At 72.4% G+C, this 22034-nt stretch carries 21 protein-coding genes; 9 read left to right on the plus strand and 12 right to left on the minus strand.

The window, feature by feature from the left end:
• Positions 1-7: 7 nt before the first annotated feature.
• Together R3E98_09860 and R3E98_09865 are read right to left on the minus strand one after the other, a co-directional pair.
• Positions 8-541: a ferritin-like domain-containing protein gene (locus R3E98_09860; protein MEZ4423705.1), complete on the minus strand. Its 534-nt coding sequence runs from the start codon at positions 539-541 to the stop codon at positions 8-10.
• Between the two features lie 309 nt (positions 542-850).
• Positions 851-1372: a DUF1697 domain-containing protein gene (locus R3E98_09865; GenBank protein MEZ4423706.1), complete on the minus strand. Its 522-nt coding sequence runs from the start codon at positions 1370-1372 to the stop codon at positions 851-853.
• A 210-nt stretch (positions 1373-1582) separates the two neighbouring features.
• On the opposite strand from R3E98_09865, the gene R3E98_09870 reads away from it, so the two are divergent.
• Both R3E98_09870 and R3E98_09875 read left to right on the plus strand, forming a co-directional pair.
• Positions 1583-2581, plus strand: coding sequence for an MBL fold metallo-hydrolase (locus tag R3E98_09870; GenBank protein MEZ4423707.1), 999 nt, complete (start codon positions 1583-1585; stop codon positions 2579-2581).
• Entirely contained in the window at positions 2578-3819 is a 1242-nt protein-coding gene (locus R3E98_09875) for an aminotransferase class I/II-fold pyridoxal phosphate-dependent enzyme (protein ID MEZ4423708.1), read from the plus strand. The genes R3E98_09870 and R3E98_09875 overlap by 4 nt, the downstream gene beginning before the upstream one ends.
• Before the next feature lie 87 nt (positions 3820-3906).
• On the opposite strand, the gene R3E98_09880 is transcribed toward R3E98_09875, so the two are convergent.
• The 3 genes from R3E98_09880 to R3E98_09890 are packed head-to-tail and all read right to left on the minus strand — an operon-like array spanning position 3907 to position 5888.
• The gene (locus R3E98_09880) at positions 3907-4098 is read right to left on the minus strand and encodes a hypothetical protein (protein ID MEZ4423709.1); all 192 of its coding nucleotides are present in this window, start codon (positions 4096-4098) and stop codon (positions 3907-3909) included.
• A 9-nt stretch (positions 4099-4107) separates the two neighbouring features.
• Positions 4108-5061 (minus strand): aldolase/citrate lyase family protein, encoded by a 954-nt coding sequence (locus R3E98_09885; GenBank protein ID MEZ4423710.1) that lies wholly within the window; start codon positions 5059-5061, stop codon positions 4108-4110.
• A gap of 14 nt (positions 5062-5075) precedes the next feature.
• Positions 5076-5888: an aldolase/citrate lyase family protein gene (locus R3E98_09890; protein MEZ4423711.1), complete on the minus strand. Its 813-nt coding sequence runs from the start codon at positions 5886-5888 to the stop codon at positions 5076-5078.
• Positions 5889-6149: 261 nt separating this feature from the next.
• On the opposite strand from R3E98_09890, the gene R3E98_09895 reads away from it, so the two are divergent.
• On the plus strand, positions 6150-7025 hold the full coding sequence (locus R3E98_09895; GenBank protein MEZ4423712.1) for a 5'-3' exonuclease H3TH domain-containing protein: 876 nt from the start codon (positions 6150-6152) through the stop codon (positions 7023-7025).
• On the opposite strand, the gene R3E98_09900 is transcribed toward R3E98_09895, so the two are convergent.
• From R3E98_09900 to R3E98_09925, 6 genes are all read right to left on the minus strand, one after another.
• Positions 7018-9309, minus strand: a complete 2292-nt coding sequence (locus R3E98_09900; protein ID MEZ4423713.1) for an EAL domain-containing protein — start codon at positions 9307-9309, stop codon at positions 7018-7020. The two genes, R3E98_09895 and R3E98_09900, sit on opposite strands and share 8 nt — an antisense overlap.
• An 84-nt stretch (positions 9310-9393) precedes the next feature.
• A complete protein-coding gene (locus tag R3E98_09905; GenBank protein ID MEZ4423714.1) occupies positions 9394-9669 on the minus strand; it encodes a hypothetical protein in 276 nt (91 codons plus the stop codon).
• A 107-nt stretch (positions 9670-9776) separates the two neighbouring features.
• Complete coding sequence (locus R3E98_09910; GenBank protein MEZ4423715.1) at positions 9777-11852, minus strand: HEAT repeat domain-containing protein; 2076 nt, start codon at positions 11850-11852, stop codon at positions 9777-9779.
• 119 nt (positions 11853-11971) lie between these two features.
• Positions 11972-13369, minus strand: coding sequence for a M20/M25/M40 family metallo-hydrolase (locus tag R3E98_09915; GenBank protein ID MEZ4423716.1), 1398 nt, complete (start codon positions 13367-13369; stop codon positions 11972-11974).
• A 46-nt stretch (positions 13370-13415) separates the two neighbouring features.
• Positions 13416-13832 (minus strand): universal stress protein, encoded by a 417-nt coding sequence (locus tag R3E98_09920; GenBank protein MEZ4423717.1) that lies wholly within the window; start codon positions 13830-13832, stop codon positions 13416-13418.
• Positions 13833-13841: 9 nt separating this feature from the next.
• Positions 13842-14741 carry a universal stress protein gene (locus tag R3E98_09925; protein ID MEZ4423718.1) on the minus strand — a complete coding sequence of 300 codons (900 nt, stop codon included), beginning with the start codon at positions 14739-14741 and terminating at the stop codon, positions 13842-13844.
• A gap of 213 nt (positions 14742-14954) precedes the next feature.
• On the opposite strand from R3E98_09925, the gene R3E98_09930 reads away from it, so the two are divergent.
• The 3 genes from R3E98_09930 to R3E98_09940 are packed head-to-tail and all read left to right on the plus strand — an operon-like array spanning position 14955 to position 17133.
• Complete coding sequence (locus R3E98_09930; GenBank protein ID MEZ4423719.1) at positions 14955-16037, plus strand: PAS domain-containing sensor histidine kinase; 1083 nt, start codon at positions 14955-14957, stop codon at positions 16035-16037.
• Entirely contained in the window at positions 16034-16678 is a 645-nt protein-coding gene (locus tag R3E98_09935; GenBank protein MEZ4423720.1) for a response regulator transcription factor, read from the plus strand. Before R3E98_09930 ends, R3E98_09935 begins: the two co-directional genes overlap by 4 nt.
• Positions 16678-17133 (plus strand): pyridoxamine 5'-phosphate oxidase family protein, encoded by a 456-nt coding sequence (locus R3E98_09940; GenBank protein MEZ4423721.1) that lies wholly within the window; start codon positions 16678-16680, stop codon positions 17131-17133. The genes R3E98_09935 and R3E98_09940 overlap by 1 nt, the downstream gene beginning before the upstream one ends.
• A 32-nt stretch (positions 17134-17165) precedes the next feature.
• On the opposite strand, the gene R3E98_09945 is transcribed toward R3E98_09940, so the two are convergent.
• Complete coding sequence (locus R3E98_09945; protein MEZ4423722.1) at positions 17166-17657, minus strand: MgtC/SapB family protein; 492 nt, start codon at positions 17655-17657, stop codon at positions 17166-17168.
• 250 nt (positions 17658-17907) lie between these two features.
• Here R3E98_09945 and R3E98_09950 point away from each other — a divergent pair, with 250 nt between their 5' ends.
• From R3E98_09950 to R3E98_09960, 3 genes are all read left to right on the plus strand, one after another.
• Complete coding sequence (locus tag R3E98_09950) at positions 17908-18999, plus strand: CNNM domain-containing protein (GenBank protein ID MEZ4423723.1); 1092 nt, start codon at positions 17908-17910, stop codon at positions 18997-18999.
• Positions 19000-19227: 228 nt separating this feature from the next.
• Entirely contained in the window at positions 19228-20670 is a 1443-nt protein-coding gene (locus R3E98_09955) for a CoA-acylating methylmalonate-semialdehyde dehydrogenase (GenBank protein ID MEZ4423724.1), read from the plus strand.
• 7 nt (positions 20671-20677) lie between these two features.
• Positions 20678-21991: an aspartate aminotransferase family protein gene (locus R3E98_09960; GenBank protein MEZ4423725.1), complete on the plus strand. Its 1314-nt coding sequence runs from the start codon at positions 20678-20680 to the stop codon at positions 21989-21991.
• The last annotated feature ends 43 nt before the right edge of the window (positions 21992-22034 follow it).

Here is a 22034-nt window from a genome sequence, read left to right on the forward strand (position 1 = left end):
CCCGCGGTCAGAGCCCGCGCAGGAACCGCTCGATCTGCCGCGCGTGCCGTGCCTCGTCCGCCGCCATGGCGCGCAGGCGGAACGCCAGCTCGACCTGGCCCAGCTCCTCGGCGGTGTGCGCCTGCCCGTCGTATCGCCGCGCGTCTTCGCGCTCCGAGCGCAGCGCCGACTCCAGCATGGGACGGGCGCCCTCCGGCTTGAGGAACGACGTGGGCTGGGTCGTCGGGTCTCCGCCCAGATCCACGATGACCTCCGTGAGGAAGCGCGCGTGGGCCAGCTCGTCCGCCAGATGCGGCTCGAGCAGCGCGCGCACGGCCTGGCCGACGGGCCCTTCCGCGCGACCCAGGTCGTGGATGCCGCGCAGCAGGCTTCCCAGCTCGGCGGCGAGCGCGTCGTTGAGCGAGACGAGGAACTCGGCCGTCGTGGCGCCGTCGGCCGCGCGTGCTTCGGGGTTGGGTCGGGAGGGCCAGGCCGGGGGATCGCTGGCGGGAAAGGACTCCAGCGCGGCCTCGGTGATCGGATCGCGCGCGTCGTCGGACATCGTTCCTCCACGGGTCGGAGCACCGGTCGGGCGCTCCGCGGCCGCCCGGAAGGGCCGGCGCACGGGACGTCCGCGAAAGCGGACCGTGGGGGACGGGCCCGGGTGCGGCGTCCGCGCGAGCGGCGCCGGCCCGGCCGGTCGCACCTCCGAAGCTCGACCGCGCCCGGTGCCCGGTCAACGGGCGGGCACCGACCCCGCCTCGGACCGGACCTCCGGCGTGGACCCGGACACGGACGCGGCGGCGGCATCTCGAGCCGAGCGCTGCCGTGCGCGCGGTGCGCCGCCCCGACGTGCCGTGCCGATCCGCGCTCAGCCCTGCACCAGCGCCAGCAGGCGTTCCACGGTATTCGCGTTGCGTGCGGTGCCCATGCCGAAGCCCGACAGGTCCAGCGCGCTGCGCGCCGATCCGTCCACGTAGTGCACGAAGACCTCGCGCCCGACCACGGCCCACTCCTCCGGCCCCTGGTGCGCGGCGCGCACCGCGTCCACGGCCTCGGGCGGAGGCGCGTCCCGCAGGAAGAGCGTGTGCACGAGCTTGGGGACGCGTCCGCCGTCCAGGAACGGGTTGGCGGCGATGGCGGCGGTGAGCTCCTCCGCGTCGCGCAGCAGGACCTCGCTCACGAATCCGGTCTCCGCCGCGAAAGCCGCCTCCAGGCGACGGGCCAGCGCCTCACGCCCACCTCGGGGAGCCTGGAAGACCACGTTCCCGGAGGCGAGGAACGTGCGCACGTCCGCGAGCCCCGCCGCCTCGTGCAGTCGGGCCAGGTCGGCATTGGCGATCCGGCGGCGCCCGACGTTGAGGGCGCGGTAGAGGGCGACCAGGCGCGGCATGGAGACGGCTCCGGGATGGGGGGCGGACGAAGAACGCGCCCGTGGGCAGAACGGTCGGACTCCGGCGCAGCGTGCCCCCGCTCGCGCGTCCGGGGCAAGGGGGTGGGTCCGTCCCCTTGGCCGGACCCGCGGGCCACCCCCATGTTGCGCGGTTCGCGCCGGAGAGGGTCTCCCGCGCTTCGTGCTTCGCCCGTCCGTCCGAGGTTTCCCATGCGCCGTTCCCTGCTCCTCCTCCCGCTCCTGGTCCTGCTCGCCTGCGGGGGAGAGGCCCCTCCGGCCGAGGCGCCCTCGACCGCGGCACCTGCGGCAGCCGCGGGCCAGGAGGTGCTCCGCACCGGCGACCCCTACGCCCGCGGCCTCACCGACGAGGACTTCCCGCGCATCCACGAGCTGGCCCGCAACGTCTATTCGTACGAGCAGCTCCGGTCCGCCGGGGACGAGCGCTTCACCACGGTGAGCCTGTTCGTGGTCACACCCGCGGGCGTGCTGGTGGCGGACGGCCAGGGCAGCGTGGAGGAGACGCAGCGCATGGTCGACCACATCGCCGAGATCACCGACCAGCCCATCACCCACGTGGTGATCTGCTCCGACCACGGGGACCACACGGCCGGCAACTCCGCCTTCCCCTCCACGGCGGCGTTCCTGGCGCACCCGACCTCGCAGGCCGCCCTCGAGGCCAGCCGGGCCTCCGCCCGCGAGGGCGCCCCTCCCGTGGTGATGCCCACCGAGCTGGTGGAGACGTCCCGCACGCTCGACCTGGGTGGAACGGAGATCCAGGTGCTGCACCTCGGACGCGCCCACACCGGCGGCGACCTGGTCGTGTACCTGCCGGCCGAGAAGATCCTGTTCATGAGCGAGGCCTACCTCAACCGCATCTTCCCGGCCATGCGCTCCGCCTACCCGAGCGAGTGGGTGGCGATGATCGAGCGCGCCCAGGCGATGGACGTGGACGTCTACGTGCCGGGACACGGGTTCGTGGACTCGCCGACCGTGCTGGAGGAGGAGCTGGAGACGTACAAGCAGGCCGTTCAGTCCGTGATCGCGGAGGCGCGTCGGCACCACGACGCCGGTGTGTCCGTGGACCAGGCGGCGGAGCAAGCGACCTTCGGTGACCTGGAGTCGTGGTCGCTGCGCTCCAGCCAGGGCGCCACCGCGATCCGCCGCGTCTACCTGGAGCTGGACGGCGAGCTGCCGGGAGCGTCCCGGTGAGCGCGCATCGCGTGCTCGCCGCCGCGCTGCCGGACCACGCAGCGGCTCGACCCGGCAACGACCCCATCTTCGCGCTCAACGCCGAAGCCAACCGGCGCGCGGCCGCGGGCGAGTCCATCCTGAACTCGACGCTGGGCGCGCTCATGACGGACGACGGGCGGCTGGCCACCATGGGCACGGTGACGGAGGCGTTCCAGCGGGTGGCACCGGAAAGAGGCGCAGCCTACGCGCCGATCGCGGGCGATCCGCCCTTCCTGGCCGCGGTGATCGCGGATCTCTTCGGCACGTCCGAAGCCGCTGGACAAGCCGTGGCCGTGGCCACGCCCGGTGGCACCGGCGCGCTGCATCACGCGGTGATGAACTTCCTGGAGCCCGGCCAACGACTGCTCACGGGCAGCTACTTCTGGGGGCCGTACCGCGTCATCGCCGAACACGCGGGTCGGGGGGTCGAGACCTTCGAGATGTTCGGCCCCGACCTGCGCCTGGACGTCGATGCGTTCGAACGCGGGCTGACGGAGATGGTGGAGCGGCAGGGTCGGGCGCTCGTCGTCTTCAACTTCCCGTGCCACAACCCCACGGGATACTCGCTGGACGCGGACGAATGGGCCGCCGTGGCGGACGTCGTGGCCCGGGCCGGCGCGCGCGCGCCCGTGGCGTTCCTGCTCGACCACGCCTACGCGCGCTTCGGGCCCGAGCACGCCGGCGGCTGGTTGCCGCAGATGCCACGTCTGACGGAGTCGGCCACGGTGTTGATCGCCTGGACGGCCTCCAAGTCCTTCTGCCAGTACGGGGCCCGCGTCGGTGCGCTGGTCGCCGTGCATCCCGACGCGGACACACGCCTGCGCATCGCGAACGCGCTCAACTACTCGTGCCGCGCCACGTTCTCCAACTGCAACCACCTGGGCCTGCTGGCCGTGCAGGAGCTGCTCACGGACCCGGATCTGGCGCGACGCGCGTCCGCGGAGCGGGCGGGCCTCGTGCGCCTGCTGGACGAGCGCGTGCAGGCCTTCAACGACGCCGCCGCCGGGACCGGGCTCGTGTACCCGCGCTACGAAGGTGGCTTCTTCGTCTCCGCATTCACCGCGGACGGGGAGAAGGCCGCGGCCACCATGCGCGAGGATGGCGTCTACGTGGTGCCGGGACCGCGCGCGCTGCGCGTGGCGCTGTGCGCGACCCCGAAGGCGGCGGTGCCGCGGCTGGTGGAGTCGTTGGTGCGCGGGGTCGCGGCCGCGGGGTAGCGGGCGATCCGACCGTCCCCGGCGTAGCCGGTGGGGGTTGGCGTCGCGCCCGACCGGAGGCCTTGCCGGCCCGACGGAAGACGAGCGCTACTCGTCGGAATCAACCTCGGCGTCGGTCCGCTTCGGATCCGATCCTTGGCGGAAGGCCGCTGAGGTCTCGCCCAGCTCCTCGATCACCTTCATCTTCTCCCGGAACGAGAGGCGGCGGAACTCCAGATGTTGCCGCCGTCGATTTCCCTCCCACGTCGTGAGGGACCAGTCGATGGGTTCATCACGCATCGCCCCCCCCTACCGCCCCGCCGCCGCCCTTCCCTGCCGGATCACGTCGTCCGCCGTGGGGCCCTGCATCAGCAGCGCCAGGAAGCCCTGCTCGATGCGCGCCTCGATCGACTCCGCGTTCGCGGTGATCATGTCGGCCAGGCCGGCGCGCGTCGCTTCCGCCAGCACCGCCCGGTTGCCCGCCTCGGCAGCCTCGCGGTCTCCGCCCAGCGCCTGCGTCAGGCTCCCGATCCCGCAGGCGAGCACGGAGAGGCCGTCGAGGTCGGCCACCTCCGCCGCCGCCGCCACGGCGTCCGGATCCTCGAGCATCAGCATCGCCACCACCCGCCCATCCGGGTTGGAGGGGGACCACACGTCCGCCCCCGCTTCGCGGAAGAAGCCGAGGGCCGTGCGCGCCTCCTCCACGCTGCGGATGTGCGGGAGCACCACGCCGTCGGCTCCCGCCGACAGGATCTCGCGCACCCGGGCGCGCGCCGCGTCCTCGCCCTCGGCCGAGATGGGCGGGATGCGCACCAGCAGCGTGGGGCGCGCGTCCGCCGGCACCTCGGCGCTGCCCGCCCGGATGGCGCGCACGGCCTCCGGGTCGTAGGCGCCCTCCAGGTTGAGGAAGAGGAAGTCGTAGAGCGGATTGGACGCGAGCGCGCGACCGCCTTCCCGGGTGTAGACCGGCGGTCCCTGGGGCCGCCCCCCGCCCTCGGGACGGGGGCGTTCGTCGGGGACGTACACGCCGAACGCGGGCAGCTCGTCCGACCAGAGGGCCAGCAGGCGGGGACGGGCCTCTCCACCTGGCGCGGTGCCCTCCCCGGCCGGAGCGGGCGGCTCGCCGCCGCAGGCCGACAGGAGGAGCAGCGCAGCGAGGAACGGCAGCGCGGCGGTGCCGAGGCCCCCGGGTCCCCGGCGGGAACGGCGGGCGCGCGGGCGGCCGGAGGCGAGCTCCGACCCGAAGGCAGCAGGCGAGCGCATCGGGGGCTCCCTCCTCAGCGGCCGGCCGCGGCGCGCCCCACCCGGAGCGCGGCGGGATCGGTCACGATGATCAGCCGGAAGCCCTGGCGCAGGCGCTCGGCGATGTCGTCCGGTCCGGCGGTGATGCCGCAGGCCACGTCCAACTCCAGACAGACCGCGAGCACCGACTGGATGGCGTTCTCGACCGCCTCCATGTCGCCCTCGTAGGCCCGGCGCAGATCGCCCGGACCCGGGATGGCCACGCTCACGCCGGGCGCGCCCACGATGGCGCGCGCGTCGGCCACGCCCGCCTGGTCCTCGATGAGCACGATGTTGATCAGCGACCCGTTGGCGGATGCCGGCCAGACGTCGTCGCCCATGGCCCCGATCGCGAACGCGGTCTCATCCGCCGACTCGACGTGCGGGAAGACGAGCCCGTCCACGCCGGCGTCCAGCCCCTGGCGGATGTGGTCGGCTGCGGCCTCGCGGCCCTCGCGTACCGGTGGGATGCGCAGCAGCACCGGGAGGGGCGCGCCGGCGGCCGCCTCGGAGAGGCCCTCCATGTAGGCCTCCATGGCCGGGATGTCGAAGGGCCCTTCCTCCAGCGAGTAGAAGACGAAGTCTGTCTCCGTGTTCGCGGCCATCGCGCGGCCCTGCTCCCGCGTGTGGTCGCCGGAGAAGATGCCGAAGACGGCCTGGCCGCTCGCGAGCAGCTCGGGCAGGCGGGCGGGCGCAGCGGACATGGTGGTGGGCTCCTGGGCCGGGGCGGGTGCGTCCTCGCCCCCGCCGCAGGCGACGGCGAGAAGGGCGGGCAGGGCCCAGGGCAGGACGCGGGACGGACGGGACATCGGCAGAGCCTCCTCTCGTGCGGAGAGACGGGTTCGTCCGGGGACGGCGGCGACCGGGTATGGTACAGGGGCTGGCTCCGGGGGCAACCCACGCGTGGGATCCCCCCGGTCGTCGGCCTCACGACCGGCCGTCCGGGTCCCCGCGCCGGTCGGTCCCGGGAACGAGGATGCGGCCCGGCCTCGCCCGCCGGGCACCCACCGCGTACCCTGGCCGGAGCGGCCGTGCTCGTCCGGAGCCTCGCGTCCCCTCGCACCCGTCCCATGAACGTCCATCTCATCGACGGCACCTACGAGCTCTTCCGCCACTTCTTCGGCGCCCCCTCCGTCCTGGACGCGGAGGGGCGGGAGCGGGGTGCGGTCGTGGGCGTGCTCGCCTCCATGCTCGGGCTGATCGAGAGCGGCGCCACCCACGTGGCCGTGGCCACCGATCACGTGGTCGAGTCGTTCCGTAACGACCTGTGGCCGGGCTACAAGACCGGGGAGGGCATCGAGCCCGTCCTGTGGGCGCAGTTCCACCCGCTCGAGGAGGCGCTCGCACGCATGGGCCTGGTGGTCTGGCCCATGGTGGAGCTCGAGGCGGACGACGGACTGGCATCGGGCGCGGCGCTGGCCGCGGCCGACCCCCGCGTGGAGCAGGTGATCATCTGCACGCCGGACAAGGATCTGGCGCAGTGCGTCTTCGGTGAGCGCATCGTACAGCTCGACCGGCGTCGCCGGGAGACGCGGGACGAACAGGGGGTGATGGAGCGCTTCGGCGTGCTCCCGGCGTCCATCCCGGACTGGCTGGCCCTGGTGGGCGATTCCGCGGACGGCTTCCCCGGTCTGCCCGGGTGGGGCGCCCGGTCGGCCTCGACGCTCCTCGCGCGCTACGGCCACCTGGAGGGCATCCCGAAGGATCCGTCCGGCTGGGACGTCCAGGTGCGGGGGGCGGCGCGCCTGGCGGCGACGCTGGTCGAACAGTGGGAGGAGGCGCTGCTGTTCCGCCGCCTGGCCACGCTCCGGATGGACGCACCGCTCTTCGACGACGTGGAGTCCCTGCGCTGGAGGGGCCCGGACGCGGGGTTCGACAGCTACGCGAGCGCGCTGGGGGCGCCGGGGCTCGCGGAGCGGGCCGAACGGCTGCGGAGCGTCAGCTGACCGTCTGCGGCTCGCTCTCGACCCCCACGTCGGCCGCCTCCGGACGGGCCCTCATCCCGGGCACCAGACCGAGCTCGGCCGGGCGCGCGAACAGGTAGCCCTGCCCGGAGCCGCACCGCATCGCGCGCAGCATGCGCGCCTGCTCGTCCGTCTCGATGCCCTCGGCCACGACGCCCAGCCCCAGGCTGTCGGCCATGCGCACGATCGTGCGCACCAGCTCCTCGCCCTCGCGCTGGGACGTCATGCTGGAGATGAAGGAGCGATCGATCTTGAGCGTGTCGATCGGGAGCTTCTGCAGGTAGGCCAGGGACGACTGTCCGGTCCCGAAGTCGTCCATCAGGACGCGCACGCCCAAGAGCTTCAGTTGTCCCAGCGCGGCCGCGGCCCGGCGCGGGCTCTCGATGATCGCGCTCTCGGTGATCTCGATGCGGAGGCGGTGTGACGGGAAGCCCGTCTCCGACAGGATCTGCTCCACCACGCCGGCGGGGTTCTCCTGCGCGAGGTGCTTGCCCGAGAGATTGACGCTCAGATAGGGGATGTCGTCCGGCTGCATGTGCGCGAACCAATCGACCATCTGGCGGCAGGCCTGACGCAGCACCACGGCCCCGAGCTGGATCACCAGTCCGGTGTCCTCCATGACGGGAATGAACTCGCCGGGCATGAGCAATCCGCGCTGCGGATGTTGCCAGCGCACCAGGGCCTCGAGCCCCTCCACCGCGGCCGTCTCCAGGGAGACGATCGTCTGGTAGTGCACCACGAACTCCTCGCGCGCCAGCGCGGCCCGCAGTTCCGTCTCCAGACGCAGGCGCTCGGTGAGGTGCTCGCGCATGGTGGCGTCGAAGATCGCGTACTCCGGCAACTGGTCCTTGGCCCGGTACATGGCGGTGTCCGCGTCGCGCAGAACGTCCTCCGGACCCGTGTACGCGTGGGTGTCCATCACGACGCCGATGGACGGACGCACGTAGAGCTCGCGTCCCGCGAGTTGGAACGGCTGCCCCAGCTTGGCCACGATGCGGTCGAGGGTGATCTGCACACCCTGCGGGACGTGCACCTTCTCGAGCAGCACCACGAACTCGTCGCCCCCCAGGCGCGCGACGGTGTCGCTGCCGCGCACGCAGCTCTGCAGGCGCTTGGCCACCTCGCAGAGCAGGTCGTCTCCCGTCTTATGGCCGAGCGAGTCGTTGACGATCTTGAAGTCGTCCAGGTCCAGGAAGAGCACGGCGAACGTCTCTTCGTCCTGCGGCCCGCGGGGGCGGCTCGTGAGACGCGCCAGCCGATCCAGCAGCAGGCGACGGTTGGGAAGCCCCGTCAGCGCGTCGAAGACCCCCCGTCGACTCATGTCGGTGAGCGATCCCGCCAGCCGCTCGACGCGGCCGTCCGCGTCGCGCGTGCACGCGCCTCGCACCAGCACCCAGCGATAGCTCCCGTCCGCATAGCGGATCCGGAACTCGTCCTCGAACTGCTGTGAGGTGGATTTGAGGAAGGAATGGAACTGGCTGCGCACGCGCTCGATGTCCTCGCGGTGGATCCGCTCCGCGAGGCCGCGGATGCTCGACCCGAAGTCGTCCCCGTCCGCCAGCAGCGCCCGGATGCGGTCCGACCAGAACACCTCGCCCGATGCCAGGTCCCAGTCGTAGAGCCCATCGTTGGAGCCGGCCATCGCCAGCCGGAAGCGCTGCTCGCTCTGGGCGAGCGCGCGGGTCTGGGTCTCCGACTCCTCCTTGAGCGTGAAGAGCGTGCCGTAGAGGCGTCGGCGGATCACCGTGGAGAGGAAGGACGCGACCGCCGCACCCGTGATCAGGAAGCCGTACTCCCCGAGCGGGAAGTCCGCGATGGTGAGCGCGGTGAGGATCCACACCCCGACGATCACCGCCAGCATGCCGGTCAGCCAGGTGAGCGACAGCACGAACAGGCCGACCGCCACCGCGAGGATCGCGAAGTTGGCGGAGGTGTCGGGATCGCCGGTCAGCCCGAGATGCGCGCTGCAGTTGAGCGTGACCAGCAGCACGATGCCGGTGGCCAGGGCGTTCCCCGACAGCGGGAGGCGCGCGACCCGGCGCCAGCCCAGCCGGAGGCCCAGGAAGGCCAGGGCGGTTCCGCCCGCCAGCGCCGCCATGGTGGGCCCCACCGAGGGCGGAAGCAGGAACACATGCCCGACGGCGAAGACCACGAACAGGGCGAACAGACCCAGCGACACGGCGGGGATGGCGCCCCGCAGCATCGCGTCCTGTGCCTTCGTGGTGTCGTACGCTTCGTGTCGGCTCGCGCCAGGGCTTCGCCCCACGGTCTCCTGCCGGTCCGGGCTTCCAAGGGATTCCCGGACTGCTGAGCAAGAGGTGTGCTAGGGAAGCAACAGGGAAAAGGCCCGCTATTCCGCCACTTCCCGGGCCGCGGCCTGCACGCCGGTGCCGACCCCGAGGCCCATCGCGCCACCCACGATCAACCCCATGCCCGCGCCCACGAACGGAAGGGCCGCCACGAGGGGGGCCGCCACGACCGCCGTGGCCACGCCGGTGAAGAGCCCCACGCCCGGTGTCTCCACCACCTTGGTGAAGCGCAGGCGGCGGCGGACGAAGTCCTTCGACTTGAGATGCCCGGTCAGGCCGGCGACGCCGGCCACGCCGAGACCGATGAGCTCCAGCATGGTCCCTCCCTGTGCGGATCGTCGTCGATCGTCTGCTCTCCTGCCCGTCCTACGCCGCCGCGGGCATCCCGGTTTCCACGTCCGCCTCCCGGGCGCCCGCGCCGGGCTCACGCGCCGCCGCTGCCCTCCACCAGCGTCGCCGCGCGCACGCGATCGCCTTCGCGGATCCGATCGACCACGTCCATCCCCAACTCCACCTCGCCGATGATCGTATAGCTGTGATCGAGCCGTGTGTTGTCCACCAGGTTCACGAAGATCTGCCCGTCTCCGGTATCGTGGCCGCGGGTGGAGATGCCGACCGTCCCCCGCCAGTGGGAGACCCGCCCGACCTCGTCACGGGTGAAGTCGCCGTGCCCCGCGTACTCGTTGGCGCCGGGGCTGAGGCCCTGCACCACGAAGTTGGGTTCCACGCGGTGGAACCCGAGCCCGTTGAGCGTGCCTGCCCGGGCCAGCGCCACGAAGCGCGCGACGTTGGTGGGGGCCAGGTCGGGGAGCAGCCGGATGCCCACGCGACCCCCGGACTCCAGGTCCAGCAGCACCCGCGTCCGTTCGAGCCGCTCGATCTCGGCCTCGGTGGGGACGCGCCCGACCGGCGTCGGAGGCTCGGGCGCCGAGACGCTGTCCCCCTCCAGCCGGGAGAGCGCCGCGGCCACCGCGCCGGCCACGGCCGGATCGGGGTCCTGCAGGGCAGGCCGGAGTCGCTCCGCGTCCGCCGATCCGCCCAGCTCCGCGACGCGCGCGATCAGCGCCACCCGCGGGTCCCGCAGGGTCGCCTGCCGCCGAGCCCCGAGGCGGTCCAACGTCTCGAGCAGGGGTGGCACGACGTCCGCGCCGCGCGGGGTGCCCTCGAGCAGGCGGGCCGCGGTCAGCACGAGCTGGGGGTCGTCCGAGGAGAGCGCGGCCAGCAGCGCATCGTCCGCCCCGTGTTGCCGGATGCGGAACAGGCCCTCCAACGCCGCGGTCCGCACGTTGGGGTCCGGGTCCCCCGCCAGCCGCGTCAACGGCGGCTCCAGGCCGGCCCGATCGGCCGCCCGCGCCGCCCAGGCGCGGACGTACGGCACGTCGTGCCGCTCGAAGGGGCCGATCACGCCGGCCAGGGCATCGGGCGCGCTGCCGGCGAGCGCCGCCAGGGCCCGGGCCGGGGCATGCCAGCTCGCGCTCCGGCCCAGCTCGCCGACGATGGCCAGCAGCGTCGTGCGCTGGCGGGCGGCTTCGGGGCAGGGTCGCGCCAGCAGGTCCAGCGCGGTCAGCACGACCAGGGGATCGCCGTCGCGCACGGCGAACAGCAGCGGCTCGCAGCCCCGGGACGGCTTGAGGGTGCGGTCCCAGACGCGCAGCGCCGCGATCCGGACCCGGGGCTCGGGGTCGCCCACCACGAGGGGCAGTCGCTCCCGCAGGGTCTCCGCCGAGGCGGCGGGAAGCCCCTCGACCGCCAGCCGCCGCACGTCCGCATCCGGATCGGCGAGCGCGGCGACAAGGCCCGGGTCGCGGAGCCCGACGGGCAGGCGCGGCAGCAGCCCGGTGGCCAATCGTCGGACCCGGGCGGCCTCCAGCCCGGGGCGCCCGCGACCGTGGAGCGCCAGCTCCCGGAGAAGCTCCGCCAGCGCCGGCCCGGGGGCGCGCTCGCCCTGGCCCCGGATGAAGCGGTCCAGGCCGAGCGCCGCGTCCACCAGGGCGGCGTCGGAGCCACCGGTACGGAGCCGCTCGGTCAGCCCCACCAGGGTGGCCTCCACCGTGTCGGGGCCCGGCGCTCCCGCGTAGGGGAGACGCCCGAGGGCGCGCGCGACCGCGCCCAGCACGGCCGGATCCTCCTCGCCGTCCCCGATCCGGTCCACCAGCCAGGCGTGCACGCGCGGCACGGCGTCGCCGCCGGCCATCACCGCCTGCGCGAGCGCGTGGGCCGCTTCGGCCCGCACGGCCTCCTCCGGATCGAAGAGGGCCGTGCGGATGGTGTCGGCCAGGTCGGGCCGCTCCAGCCGGCCGAGCCCCCGGACCGCCCGGAGGCGCCGGGCCGGATCCGGATCCCGCAGGGCCTCCCGGAGGGGCTCGATGCCCTCGGGGCCCAGGCCGCGTCGGTCCTCCGCCACGCGGGCGGGATCAGTCGCTTCGGCGGCCGCTTGGGCGGGCGCCGGCTCGGGCGCCTCGCCGCACGCCACCAGCCACGGAACGAGGGCGAGGATCACGCTCGCGCGACTTCGGTTGGAGCGCCGACGCCACATGGACTCCTCCCACTCCGGGGGCTCGGGAAGACGGGGGACGGATTGCCGTGCGCGAGGAGGGCCCGCAAGCCCGGTGCCGGGCGTCAGCTCACATTCGGCGTGCTGAGGCGCTCCACCAGCCGGTAGAGGAACTCGAGGCCCTCGTAGAACGAGCGCACGGGGATCGACTCGTTCATCCCGTGCGAGTTCGGGTTCTCGTAGAAGAGGCCGGACACCCCATAGACCGGCATCCCGGCGTTGCGCAGATAGAGGGCATCCGTCGCACCGGTGCTCATGATGGGCACCACCGGCACACCGGGCCACATCTCCTCGGTCACCTGCTCGATCGTGCCCAGGATCTCCGGCGTGAGCGGAGACGGTGGGCTGTTCCGTGCCCGGCCTTCCATGCGCACGGTGACCTCGGCGGTGCCGACCACCTCCTGGAGCCTGGCCAGCACGGCCTCCGGCTCCTCGTCCGGGAGGATGCGGCAGTTGACGTTCGCGGTGGCACGTTGGGGAAGCGCGTTGGGTGCATGTCCCCCGTCGAGGAGCGTGGCCACGCAGGTGGTGCGCAGGCGCGAGTTGTAGCCAGGCTCGCGCGCCAGGGCCCGCACCGCCTCGGCGTCTCCGGGATCGGCCAGCACGCGCCGGATCATGGCACCCGTCTCCGCATCCACCAGCTCGGCGGTACGGCTGAAGTAGGCACGGGTGACTTCGTTCAGACGCACGGGATGCTCGTAGCCTCCGATCGCAATCAACGCGCGCGACAACTCGTAGATGGCGTTGTCGGGCCGCGGCAGCGACGAGTGCCCACCGGGGTTGGTGGCTTCCACCGTGAAGTTCTGGTACTTCTTCTCGCTGGCCTGCACGTTGTTCGAGATGCGCGTTTCACCCTGCAGCGTTCCGCCGCCCCCCTCGTTGAAGGCGAACTCCGCGTCGATGAGCTCGGGCCGGTTCTCGAGCAGCCACTCCACGCCGTTGTGCTCCCCGCCTTCCTCGTCCGCGGTGAGCGCCACGATGATGTCCCGCTCCGGCGTGAAGCCTTCGCGCTTCATGCGGATGAGGTTGGTGACGTAGATGGCGGCCTCGTCCTTGTTGTCCGCCACTCCCCGACCGTAGAAGGTCCCGTCCCGCTCGATGAACTCGAACGGCGGCAGCGTCCAGTCCTCGGGGTTCGCCTCCACCACGTCGATGTGCGCGAGCAGGAGGAGGGGCCGGGCGCCGGTGCTCCGTCCCCGCAGGCGGGCGACCAGATTGCCCTCGCGCGGCGCCACCTCCGTGACGACGACATCCTCCTCCGCGAAGCCCGCAGCGCGGAGACGCTGCGCCATCGCTTCGGAGGCCTCCAGCGTGCCGCCGACGGAGTGGCTGGTGTTGATCTCCACCAGCTCCTGGAAGATGTCCCGCGCCAGGCGCTCCCACTCGGACGAGGGTTGTTGCGCGGAGAGCGGCAGCGCGGCGACGGCCAGCGTCACCCACACGAGCAGGGTTCGGACTACCATGGGGCGCCCACACGGTCGAGCGGAACGGGTCCTGGAGCGGATCCCGCTATGGTAGCGCGGTGCCCTCGGTCGGGCCACAGGACAGCAGGAGGAGAGCCGGCCCGTCCGTGGGGACCGCATCGGCCGCGTTCCGCCCCTCCACCAGACGCGGCATCAACACCAGGTCCGGACCGAGCAGGTTGATGGCGGCCGGGAGGTGCTCCAGCACGGAGCCCGTGTGGACCAGCGGGCGGGCCCCCATCCGATCGAGACCCGCCCGCTCGAGCGCGAGCTCCAGGCCGCGCTCGGCCTCCAGGAGCGGGTCGGGCCCGCCCCCGGAGCCCGCGACACCGCGCAGCACCCACACCTTCGCGCCGAACGCGGAGGCCAGCCGCTCCGTCCACGCGAACGCCTCCATGCAGGTCGCGGGATCATCCACGACCACCAGGATGCGCTGCACCCGCACGTCCGGAACGGGCGACACCGCCGGGGCCTACGGGTCCTTGCTGCGTGCGGGGACCACGAGCACGGGGACGTCCGACCCCCGCACCACCTTGTCGGCGACGCTTCCGAGGAGCAGGCGCTCCAGGCCACCGCGCCCGTGGGAGGCCATGGCGATGAAGTCGGCCTGGGTTTCCCGCGCATGATCGAGGATCCCGTGCGCGACGAACTCCGCCAGCACCACGGCGGTTTCGGTCTTCAGACCGCGCGCGGCCAGGTCGGCGGCCACCCGCTCCAGGTACGCCTCGGCGCGGGAGCGCTCCTCCTCCACGAGCTGCCGGTTCTCCACGATCGTGTGGGGCAGGTAGGGCGACGCCACCGAGTGCGGGAAGCCCACGGCGCGGACCAGGAGCAGGGTTGCGCCGGCGGCCAGACCGAACCGTTCCAACGCCGGGATCGTGCGTTCGGCCAGCTCCGAGCCGTCGAGTGGGACCACGATGCGCGCCGGCATCGGCGCGGCGGCGAGATCCGACTGCTCGGTCTCGTGCGGCCGGACGAGCAGCACCGGCAGGGAGGCGTGGCGCAGCACGCCGTCCGCGACGCTGCCCAGCCACACCCGGCTGAAGGGGCCTCGGCCGTGGGTGGCCAGCACCACGAGGTCGGAGCCTTCCGCCTCCACGTGATCCAGGATCTTGCGGGCGGCGGAGCCCGAGAGGACCACCTCGTCGGCCTCCACGTCCGCGGCGGCCAGGCGGGTCCGTAGCGCCTCGTAGTACTCCTCCAGCATCCGCCCGGCGACCTCCTCGTAGCCGGGGAAGCCGACCGCCGATGGCGCCTCGACCACGGAGACGAGGTCCAACCGACCCTCGGCACCGGCGAAGGCACGAGCGTAGGGGATGGCGAACTCGGCGAAGCGCGAGCCGTCCAGGGGCACCGTCACGCGTCTGGGCATCTTGCCTCCTTTCCGGGGTGGGCGCTCGGGTCCAGGGGTTTCGACCACGCACACCCCGGGGGATCTGCGTGAAGATCTAGCGAGCCCGAGCGGCCGGGTCTGTACTTCCCGCCCACATCCTCCTGTCGGGCAGTTGGCGCTGCCCGTGTGGGGGAAACCCCCACGTCACGATAGCGGCATTGCTTCGCTGGCGCCGTGGGTTTCTCTTCCGTCATGGCAGACCTTCCGGACGCCGCCCCCGCGGCGCGCGCACAGCGCATGCCCGGTTGGTACGAACGGGTTTTCACCGACTCCCCCGACGGCATCGTGATCGTGGGAGCCGAGGGCCGCATCAGTGCCCTGAACGCCCGCGCGGCCCAGCAGTTCGGCTACGGATGGGACGAGCTGGTCGGGCAGTCCGTGGAGGTCCTCGTGCCCGAGGATTTCCGCAGGCTGCACGAGCGTCAGCGGTCCGACTACGAACGGACCCCGGGATGGCGTCCCATGGGTCTGGGGCTCGACGTCCGCGGACGACGCAGGGACGGCACCATCTTCCCCATCGAGATCGCGTTGGCCCCCGTCCACACGGACGGCCAGCGCTACGTGATCGCGATGATCCGCGATCTGACCGAATGGACACGGACGCGCCGCGAGCGGGCCGCCATCGTGCGGGCCATGGAGCGGGAGCGCCAACGCATCGCCTACGAGCTGCACGACGACTCCCTGCAACGGCTGGCAGCCTCGTTGATCCACCTCCACCTCGCGGCCCGCAACGTCCCCACGGAACAGGCGCGGGAGATCCTCGCCATCCGCGACGCGCTGGCCGAGGTCGCTGACGGGATCCGTCGGGTCGCGAGCGGGTTGCGACCGCCGGAGATCGAACAGGTGGGCGTGGCCGCCGCCCTCAGCGCCTGGACGCGCATGCACGAGGAGCAGGAGGCGCCCGCCTTCGCGCTGGAGGCGCAGCCGATCGACGCGCTACTGGACGAGGAGGAGCGCCTGGTCCTGTACCGCGTCCTCCAGGAGGCCATCACCAATGCGGTCCGGCACAGCCGGGCCCGGACGGTGCGCATCACGCTGCACGCCGAGGAGCACTCGGTGGTCGGAGCGGTCATCGACGACGGCACCGGCTTCGACGTGGAAGCGGTGACGGCGGAGACCGGGGGTCTCGGCCTCGCCGGGATGAGCGAGCGGGCGGCCGTCGTGGGCGCCGCGCTGGAGATCGTGTCCGCGCCGGGTGCGGGCACGCGAGTGGAGGTCACGTTGCGCAGGCGAACCCCAGCGGTCGCCCCGGGCGTGCCGGAGGAGGACGTATGATCCGGGTACTGTTGGCGGACGATCACGCCATGTTCCGCGCGGGGCTGAAGGCCCTGCTGGAGGCGGAGTCGGGGATCCAGGTGGTCGGGGAGGCCGCCGATGGCGACGCGGCGATCGACGCCGTGCGCAGTCTGCGACCGGACGTGGTCATCATGGATCTGGCCATGCCGGGGACCAGCGGCCTGGACGCCACCCGGCGCATCGCGGCGCTCGGGTACGGCACGCGGATCCTGGTGCTCACGGCGCACGCGGAGGAGGAGTATCTGGTGCCGGTCATCGAGGCCGGCGCCAGCGGCTATCTCACCAAGACCAGCGCCGACCGTACCCTGGTGGACGCGTTGCGCGTGGTCGCGCGGGGAGAGGTCTACCTGCCGCCGCGGGCCACCACGCTGCTGCTCAAGCGCTATCGCGCGGAGGATCAGGACGGCGACGGCGGGCTCGGCGCGCTGAGCGCGCGGGAGCGCGAGGTGCTGGCCCTCACGGCCGAGGGGTTCAGCTCCCGCGAGATCGGGGAGCGGCTGTTCATCTCGCCCAAGACCGTGGACACGTACCGGGCGCGCATCATGGAGAAGCTGGGGCTCAACCATCGGTCCGAGCTGGTGCGCTTCGCCCTGCACGTCGGTCTGCTGCGGGACGTGTGATGGACGCGCCGCAGCCGGGTCCCCGGTTCCGGCGGCTCGAGCCCGAGGAAGCGCTGGCGCTGCTCCAGCGCAACCACGTGGGTCGGCTCGCGTACGCGCGCGGCGGCCGCGTCGACATCGAGCCCCTGCACTACGTCTACGACGAAGGCTGGTTGTACGGCCGCACGTCGGAGGGCACGAAGATCGAGGCGACCGGGAAGGAGTGGTGGCCGGTCGCGTTCGAGGTGGACGAGATCGAGTCGATGTTCGAGTGGCGTAGCGTGGTGGTGCAGGGCGGGTTCTACGTGCTGAAGGAGGACGATCCCCGTCAGGAGGACCTGCGGGCGTTCGCGATCGAGCGCCTGCGTACGCTGGTCCCCGCGACGCTCACCGTCGGGGATCCCACGCCCGACCGCACGCTCGTGTTCCGCATCTCCGTGCAGGACATCGAAGGCCGGGAGGCGACGAGCGGCTGAAGGAGCAGGCCCGCAGCCACGGGCCGATGCGATCAGGACGCGTGCGACCGGCGACGGTTCGCGCGACGCCGTTCGATCCAGCGCTCCAGTCGGTCCACGGGGCGGAGCACCACGAACCCCAGGATCACCAGGCCGACGGCCAGCACGATCTGTCCCACCGCCATCGCGATCCCCACGGTCGCCGTGAAGAGGATGGAGGCCGCGGTGGTCAGGCCTTCGATCTCGCTGCCTTCCCGACGGATGATGCTCCCGGCGCCCAGGAAGCTGATCCCGGTGATGATCGCCTCCACGATCCGGATGGGATCGGCGCGCAGCGCCGAGGCGGGCGCGTCGAGATCGTAGAGACCGATCAGCGCCTGACCGAGTCCCACCAGGACCGTGGCCATGCCCGCGACCAGCATGTGGGTGCGGATCCCCGCCGGCTTCCCCGCGATCTCGCGCTCGAACCCGATCACGCCGCCGAGGAGCATCGCCAGCGCGACGCGCCCCAGCAACGCCAGCTGCTCCCCGTCGGCTTCGAACATGCGGGTCTCCTCTCTCGATTCCCTTCGCGTGCGGGGTTTCCCTTCGCGTGCGGGGTCCGTCCTTCGTGCAGCCGCCCCGCGGCTGAAACACGCCCCGGAACCCGAACGCGCCACGGGCCGGGCCACCGGAAGGGGCACATCCATTGCGCCTTTCCGGCCGATGTCCCGCGGGCGCCTCCATCGTCGGATCCGGAGCCCCGCTTCCGGCCTCGTGTGAGGCAAATCGGGTTCCACAGCGAAGGGGAGCGGCGTGGACGCCACCGAGATCCTGCTACGCCTGTCGGCCGGAGTGGCGCTGATCCTGGCCAACGCGTTCTTCGTGGCTACCGAGTTCGCGCTCACACGCGCACGCCAGTTCCCGGCCGAGGCGTTCCAGAAGAGTCCGGGCCTTCGTCGGGCCTGGGAGATGACCGAGACGCTCGAGCTCCACCTCACCGGCTGCCAGCTCGGGATCAGCAGCACCAGCATCCTGCTCGGCGTCGTCGCCGAGCCCGGGCTGACCTGGCTGCTCGAGCCCGCGGTGGGCGCCATGAGCGCGACCCACGCGCACGCGATCTCGGTCGTGATCGCCATCGTGGGCCTCAATCTCATCCACAAGATCTATGGTGAGCAGGCCCCGACCTACCTGGGTGTGGAGCGGCCCCTCCAGGTGGCCGATCGCCTGGCGCCCGCGCTCTACGTCTGGTCGAAGGTCATGAAGCCGTTCATCCTGTTCGGGGATCGCGCCGCGAAGGCCGTGCTGCGGTTGTTCGGGGTGGAGATCCGGCGGTCGTGGACAGAGCAGGACGGGACGGCGGCCGAGGGCGAGGCCGCACAGCGGGGGAACGGCGACGCGGTGGGATATGGGGAGGCGCGCGAGGAGCTGGCGCGCCTGCTCGCGCGCTCGCCGCTCGACGAGGAACGGAGCGACGAGGTATTGCGCGCCCTGACCATCGAGCGCCTTCCCGTGCGTGACATCATGGTGCCGCGCGACCGGATCCGCTTCGTGGAGGCACAGGGGGAGACGCGCGAGCAGCTGAGGCGCATCGGTCGTAGCGGAGTGACCCGCATCCTGGTCCGTGACGCGGACGGCGCCTTCACCGGGGCACTCTATCTGCCCTCGGTGATGGCGGAGCTCGACGGCCTGCTGGAAGGACGCGTGCGTCTCGCAGACCTGACGACCGAGCTGGTGCGCATCGATGCCGACGCTCCGGTGAGCGAGGCGATCGACGTCCTGCAGGAGCACGGGCACGAGATCGCCTTGATCGAGGACGGAGGCGAGGCCCTGGGGCTCGTGACGATCACCGACGCGCTCGAAGCGATCGTCGGGAACCTGGCGGACCCGACCGACCCCGAGGGCTGACGGCGGTCACCCGCGTCGGGGAGCCGGCGTCCCCGCGGCTCCGGACCACCCCGCGCGTCGGGACGCGCACCGCGGTTCTGCAGGTCCGCCCGATGGGCGTCTGCGGAGACGGCTCATCCGGCTTCTGTAGTCCCCCGCCCGTCTGGCGCCCGGCCCCTCCAGCCCTTCCATTGCCCCCGGGGCCGGGCGCGTCCGGGCCCATCACCCCGACGGGAGAGCGGGTCCGGCATGCCGATCGCGAACTACGTGGGGGGCCAGTGGCGCTCGGCCACCGCCCCTGACGTCCTTCCCGTCACCGACCCCGCCACCGGGGAGCGGTTGGGGGAGGTCCCCCTGTCCGGGGCAGCGGATGTGGACGCCGCGGTCCAGGCGGCGGCCCGGGCCTTCCCGGCCTGGCGGGCCACGCCGGTGGTCGAGCGGGCCCGGGTGCTCTTCCGGCTCAAGGCCCTGCTGGACGCCCACAAGGAGGAGCTGGCCACCCAGCTGGTACGCGAGCACGGCAAGAACCTGGCGGAGACCCGCGGCGAGGTGCAGCGCGGCATCGAGAATGTGGAGCACGCCTGCGGCGCGCCCGCGCTCATGATGGGGGAGACCCTGGAGGACGTGGCCGCCGGCATCGACTGCGAGACGGTGCGCCAGCCGCTCGGGGTCTTCGCGGTGATCAGCCCGTACAACTTCCCGGTCATGATCCCCCTGTGGTTCTGGCCGTACGCGGTGGTGACCGGGAACACCGTGGTGCTCAAGCCCAGCGAGCAGGACCCCCTCACCCATCAGAAGGTGGTGGAGCTCGCGGAGCAGGCGGGTCTGCCCCCCGGTGTGCTGAACGTGGTGCACGGCGGGCAGGCCGTCGTGGAGGCGCTGATCGATCATCCCGACGTGCGGGGCGTGTCCTTCGTGGGCTCGAGCCGGGTGGCGCAGCTCGTCTACGCGCGCGCGGGCGCGGCCGGCAAGCGCGTGCAGGCGCTGGGCGGCGCCAAGAACCACATGATCGTGATGCCGGACGCAGATCCCCAGGTCGTGCAGGAGGCGGTGACCGCGTCCGTGTTCGGCTCCGCCGGGCAGCGCTGTCTGGCGGGCAGCCTGGTGTTGGGCGTGGGCGATGTCTACGACGACATGCGCGAGCGCCTGGTCGAGGGCGCGCGTGGCATCCGCATGGGCTACGGCCTGGACGACGGCGTGGACATGGGCCCGGTCATCTCGGATCCCCATCGGCAGCGCGTGCGCGCGTTCATCGGTGAAGGGGAGCGCGAGGGCGCCCGCGTCCTCCTCGACGGACGGGACACGGCCGTGGACGGCTTCCCCCACGGGCACTGGGTGGGCCCCACCGTGCTGGAGGGCGTGCGACCGGACATGCGCGTGGGCCGCGAGGAGATCTTCGGTCCCGTGCTGGGCATCAACCGGGTGGATTCCCTCGAGGAGGGGCTGTCCCTCCTGCGCAGCAGCAGCTACGGCAACGCCACCTCCATCTTCACGACCAGCGGGCGGGCCGCTCGCGAGTTCCGCTACCACGCCGACGTCAGCATGATCGGCGTGAACATCGGGGTGGCCGCCCCGATGGCCTTCTTCCCCTTCGGAGGGACCCGCGGGTCGTTCTACGGGGATCTGAAGGCCCAGGGCACCGACGCCATCTCGTTCTTCACCGACCGCCGCGTGGTCATCTCCCGTTGGTAGGATCGCCATGAACCCGACGCTCGCCACCCGCTCCGCCGCCGACATCCTGGATGCGCACCGCACCTGGCTGTTCCCCTGCGTGACGCCGTACTACGACCAGCCCATCGTCATGAGCGAAGCGGAGGGCGTCCGTGTCACCGACGCGGACGGGCGCGAATACCTGGACCTCTTCTCCGGCATCCTGTCCACGTCCATCGGGCATTGCCACCCCCGCCTGGTGGAGGCGGTGCAGCAGCAGGCCGCACGACTGGGGCATACCTCCACACTGTACGTGAGCGAACCGCAGGTGGAGGCCGCCCGGCGGCTGGCGGGGATCGCACCCGGCCAGCTCGATCGCACGTTCTTCACGAACTCCGGCACGGAGGCGATCGAGACCGCCCTGGCGCTCGCGTGCATCTACACGGGTCGGAGCGAGATCATCGCGCTGCGCATGAGCTACCACGGGCGCAGCTCGTTGGCCGCCAACGTGACGGCCCACGCGTCCTGGCGGCCCCTGGCCAGCCAGGTGGCGGGGATCCACCACGCCATTGCGCCGGACACCTACCGCCTGCACGTGCCCATCGCGGACGAGGACGCGCTGGCCGAATACTTCGCGCGCGATCTGGACGAAGTGATCCGCACCACCACGAACGGACGTCCGGCCGCGTTCATCGCGGAGACCATCCAGGGCGTTGCCGGCTACACCGTGCCGCCCAAGGGCTACTTCGAGCGGGTGCGCGACATCGTGCACGGCTACGGCGGCCTGCTCATCATCGACGAGGTGCAGGCGGGCTTCGGTCGCACCGGCGATCACTGGTTCGGGATCGAGCACTACGGCGTCGAGCCCGACATCATGGTCATGGCCAAGGGCATCGCGGGCGGCTATCCCGCCGCCGCGACCATCACCCGCGAGGAGATCGCCAGCGCCTGGCAGGGCAAGACCATCTCCACGTTCGGGGGCAACCCCGTCTCCATGGCGGCGGCCGTGGCCACCCTGGACGTGATGCGCGAGGAGGACGTCCCCACCCGGGCGGCCGAGCGCGGCGCCCAGCTGCGCAGCGCGCTGGAGGCGCTGGCGGACCGCTACGCCTGGATCGGCGACGTGCGCGGGATGGGCCTCATGCAGGCCCTGGACCTGGTGAAGGACCGGGAGAGCCGCACCGCCGACTCCGCCCGCGCACGGGCCCTGCTGGAGGCCGCCAAGGAGGAGGGCCTCCTGATCGGTCTCGGCGGCCACTGGGGTCAGGTCATCCGGATCGGGCCGTCCCTGCTGGTCACCGAGGAGGAGCTCGCCGACGGGATCCAGCGGCTGGAGCGGGCCTGCGCGCGGGTGGACGGATAGGGGGGCGAATAGGGCGGGACCCTGCCCACCTCCCCGTGGTAGC

Source organism: Gemmatimonadota bacterium, from assembly GCA_041390125.1.
In the GTDB taxonomy this organism is placed as follows: Bacteria; Gemmatimonadota; Gemmatimonadetes; order Longimicrobiales; family Gaopeijiaceae; genus JAGQIF01.

Excerpts from the sequence above, each read along its gene's own strand:
- R3E98_09860 (MEZ4423705.1), bottom strand. The coding sequence starts at position 541 with ATGTCCGACGACGCGCGCGATCCGATCACCGAGGCCGCGCTGGAGTCC.
- R3E98_09865 (MEZ4423706.1), bottom strand. The coding sequence starts at position 1,372 with ATGCCGCGCCTGGTCGCCCTCTACCGCGCCCTCAACGTCGGGCGCCGC.
- R3E98_09870 (MEZ4423707.1), top strand. The coding sequence starts at position 1,583 with ATGCGCCGTTCCCTGCTCCTCCTCCCGCTCCTGGTCCTGCTCGCCTGC.
- R3E98_09880 (MEZ4423709.1), bottom strand. The coding sequence starts at position 4,098 with ATGCGTGATGAACCCATCGACTGGTCCCTCACGACGTGGGAGGGAAAT.
- R3E98_09885 (MEZ4423710.1), bottom strand. The coding sequence starts at position 5,061 with ATGCGCTCGCCTGCTGCCTTCGGGTCGGAGCTCGCCTCCGGCCGCCCG.
- R3E98_09890 (MEZ4423711.1), bottom strand. The coding sequence starts at position 5,888 with ATGTCCCGTCCGTCCCGCGTCCTGCCCTGGGCCCTGCCCGCCCTTCTC.
- R3E98_09895 (MEZ4423712.1), top strand. The coding sequence starts at position 6,150 with ATGAACGTCCATCTCATCGACGGCACCTACGAGCTCTTCCGCCACTTC.
- R3E98_09905 (MEZ4423714.1), bottom strand. The coding sequence starts at position 9,669 with ATGCTGGAGCTCATCGGTCTCGGCGTGGCCGGCGTCGCCGGCCTGACC.
- R3E98_09915 (MEZ4423716.1), bottom strand. The coding sequence starts at position 13,369 with ATGGTAGTCCGAACCCTGCTCGTGTGGGTGACGCTGGCCGTCGCCGCG.
- R3E98_09925 (MEZ4423718.1), bottom strand. The coding sequence starts at position 14,741 with ATGCCCAGACGCGTGACGGTGCCCCTGGACGGCTCGCGCTTCGCCGAG.
- R3E98_09930 (MEZ4423719.1), top strand. The coding sequence starts at position 14,955 with ATGGCAGACCTTCCGGACGCCGCCCCCGCGGCGCGCGCACAGCGCATG.
- R3E98_09935 (MEZ4423720.1), top strand. The coding sequence starts at position 16,034 with ATGATCCGGGTACTGTTGGCGGACGATCACGCCATGTTCCGCGCGGGG.
- R3E98_09940 (MEZ4423721.1), top strand. The coding sequence starts at position 16,678 with ATGGACGCGCCGCAGCCGGGTCCCCGGTTCCGGCGGCTCGAGCCCGAG.
- R3E98_09945 (MEZ4423722.1), bottom strand. The coding sequence starts at position 17,657 with ATGTTCGAAGCCGACGGGGAGCAGCTGGCGTTGCTGGGGCGCGTCGCG.
- R3E98_09955 (MEZ4423724.1), top strand. The coding sequence starts at position 19,228 with ATGCCGATCGCGAACTACGTGGGGGGCCAGTGGCGCTCGGCCACCGCC.
- R3E98_09960 (MEZ4423725.1), top strand. The coding sequence starts at position 20,678 with ATGAACCCGACGCTCGCCACCCGCTCCGCCGCCGACATCCTGGATGCG.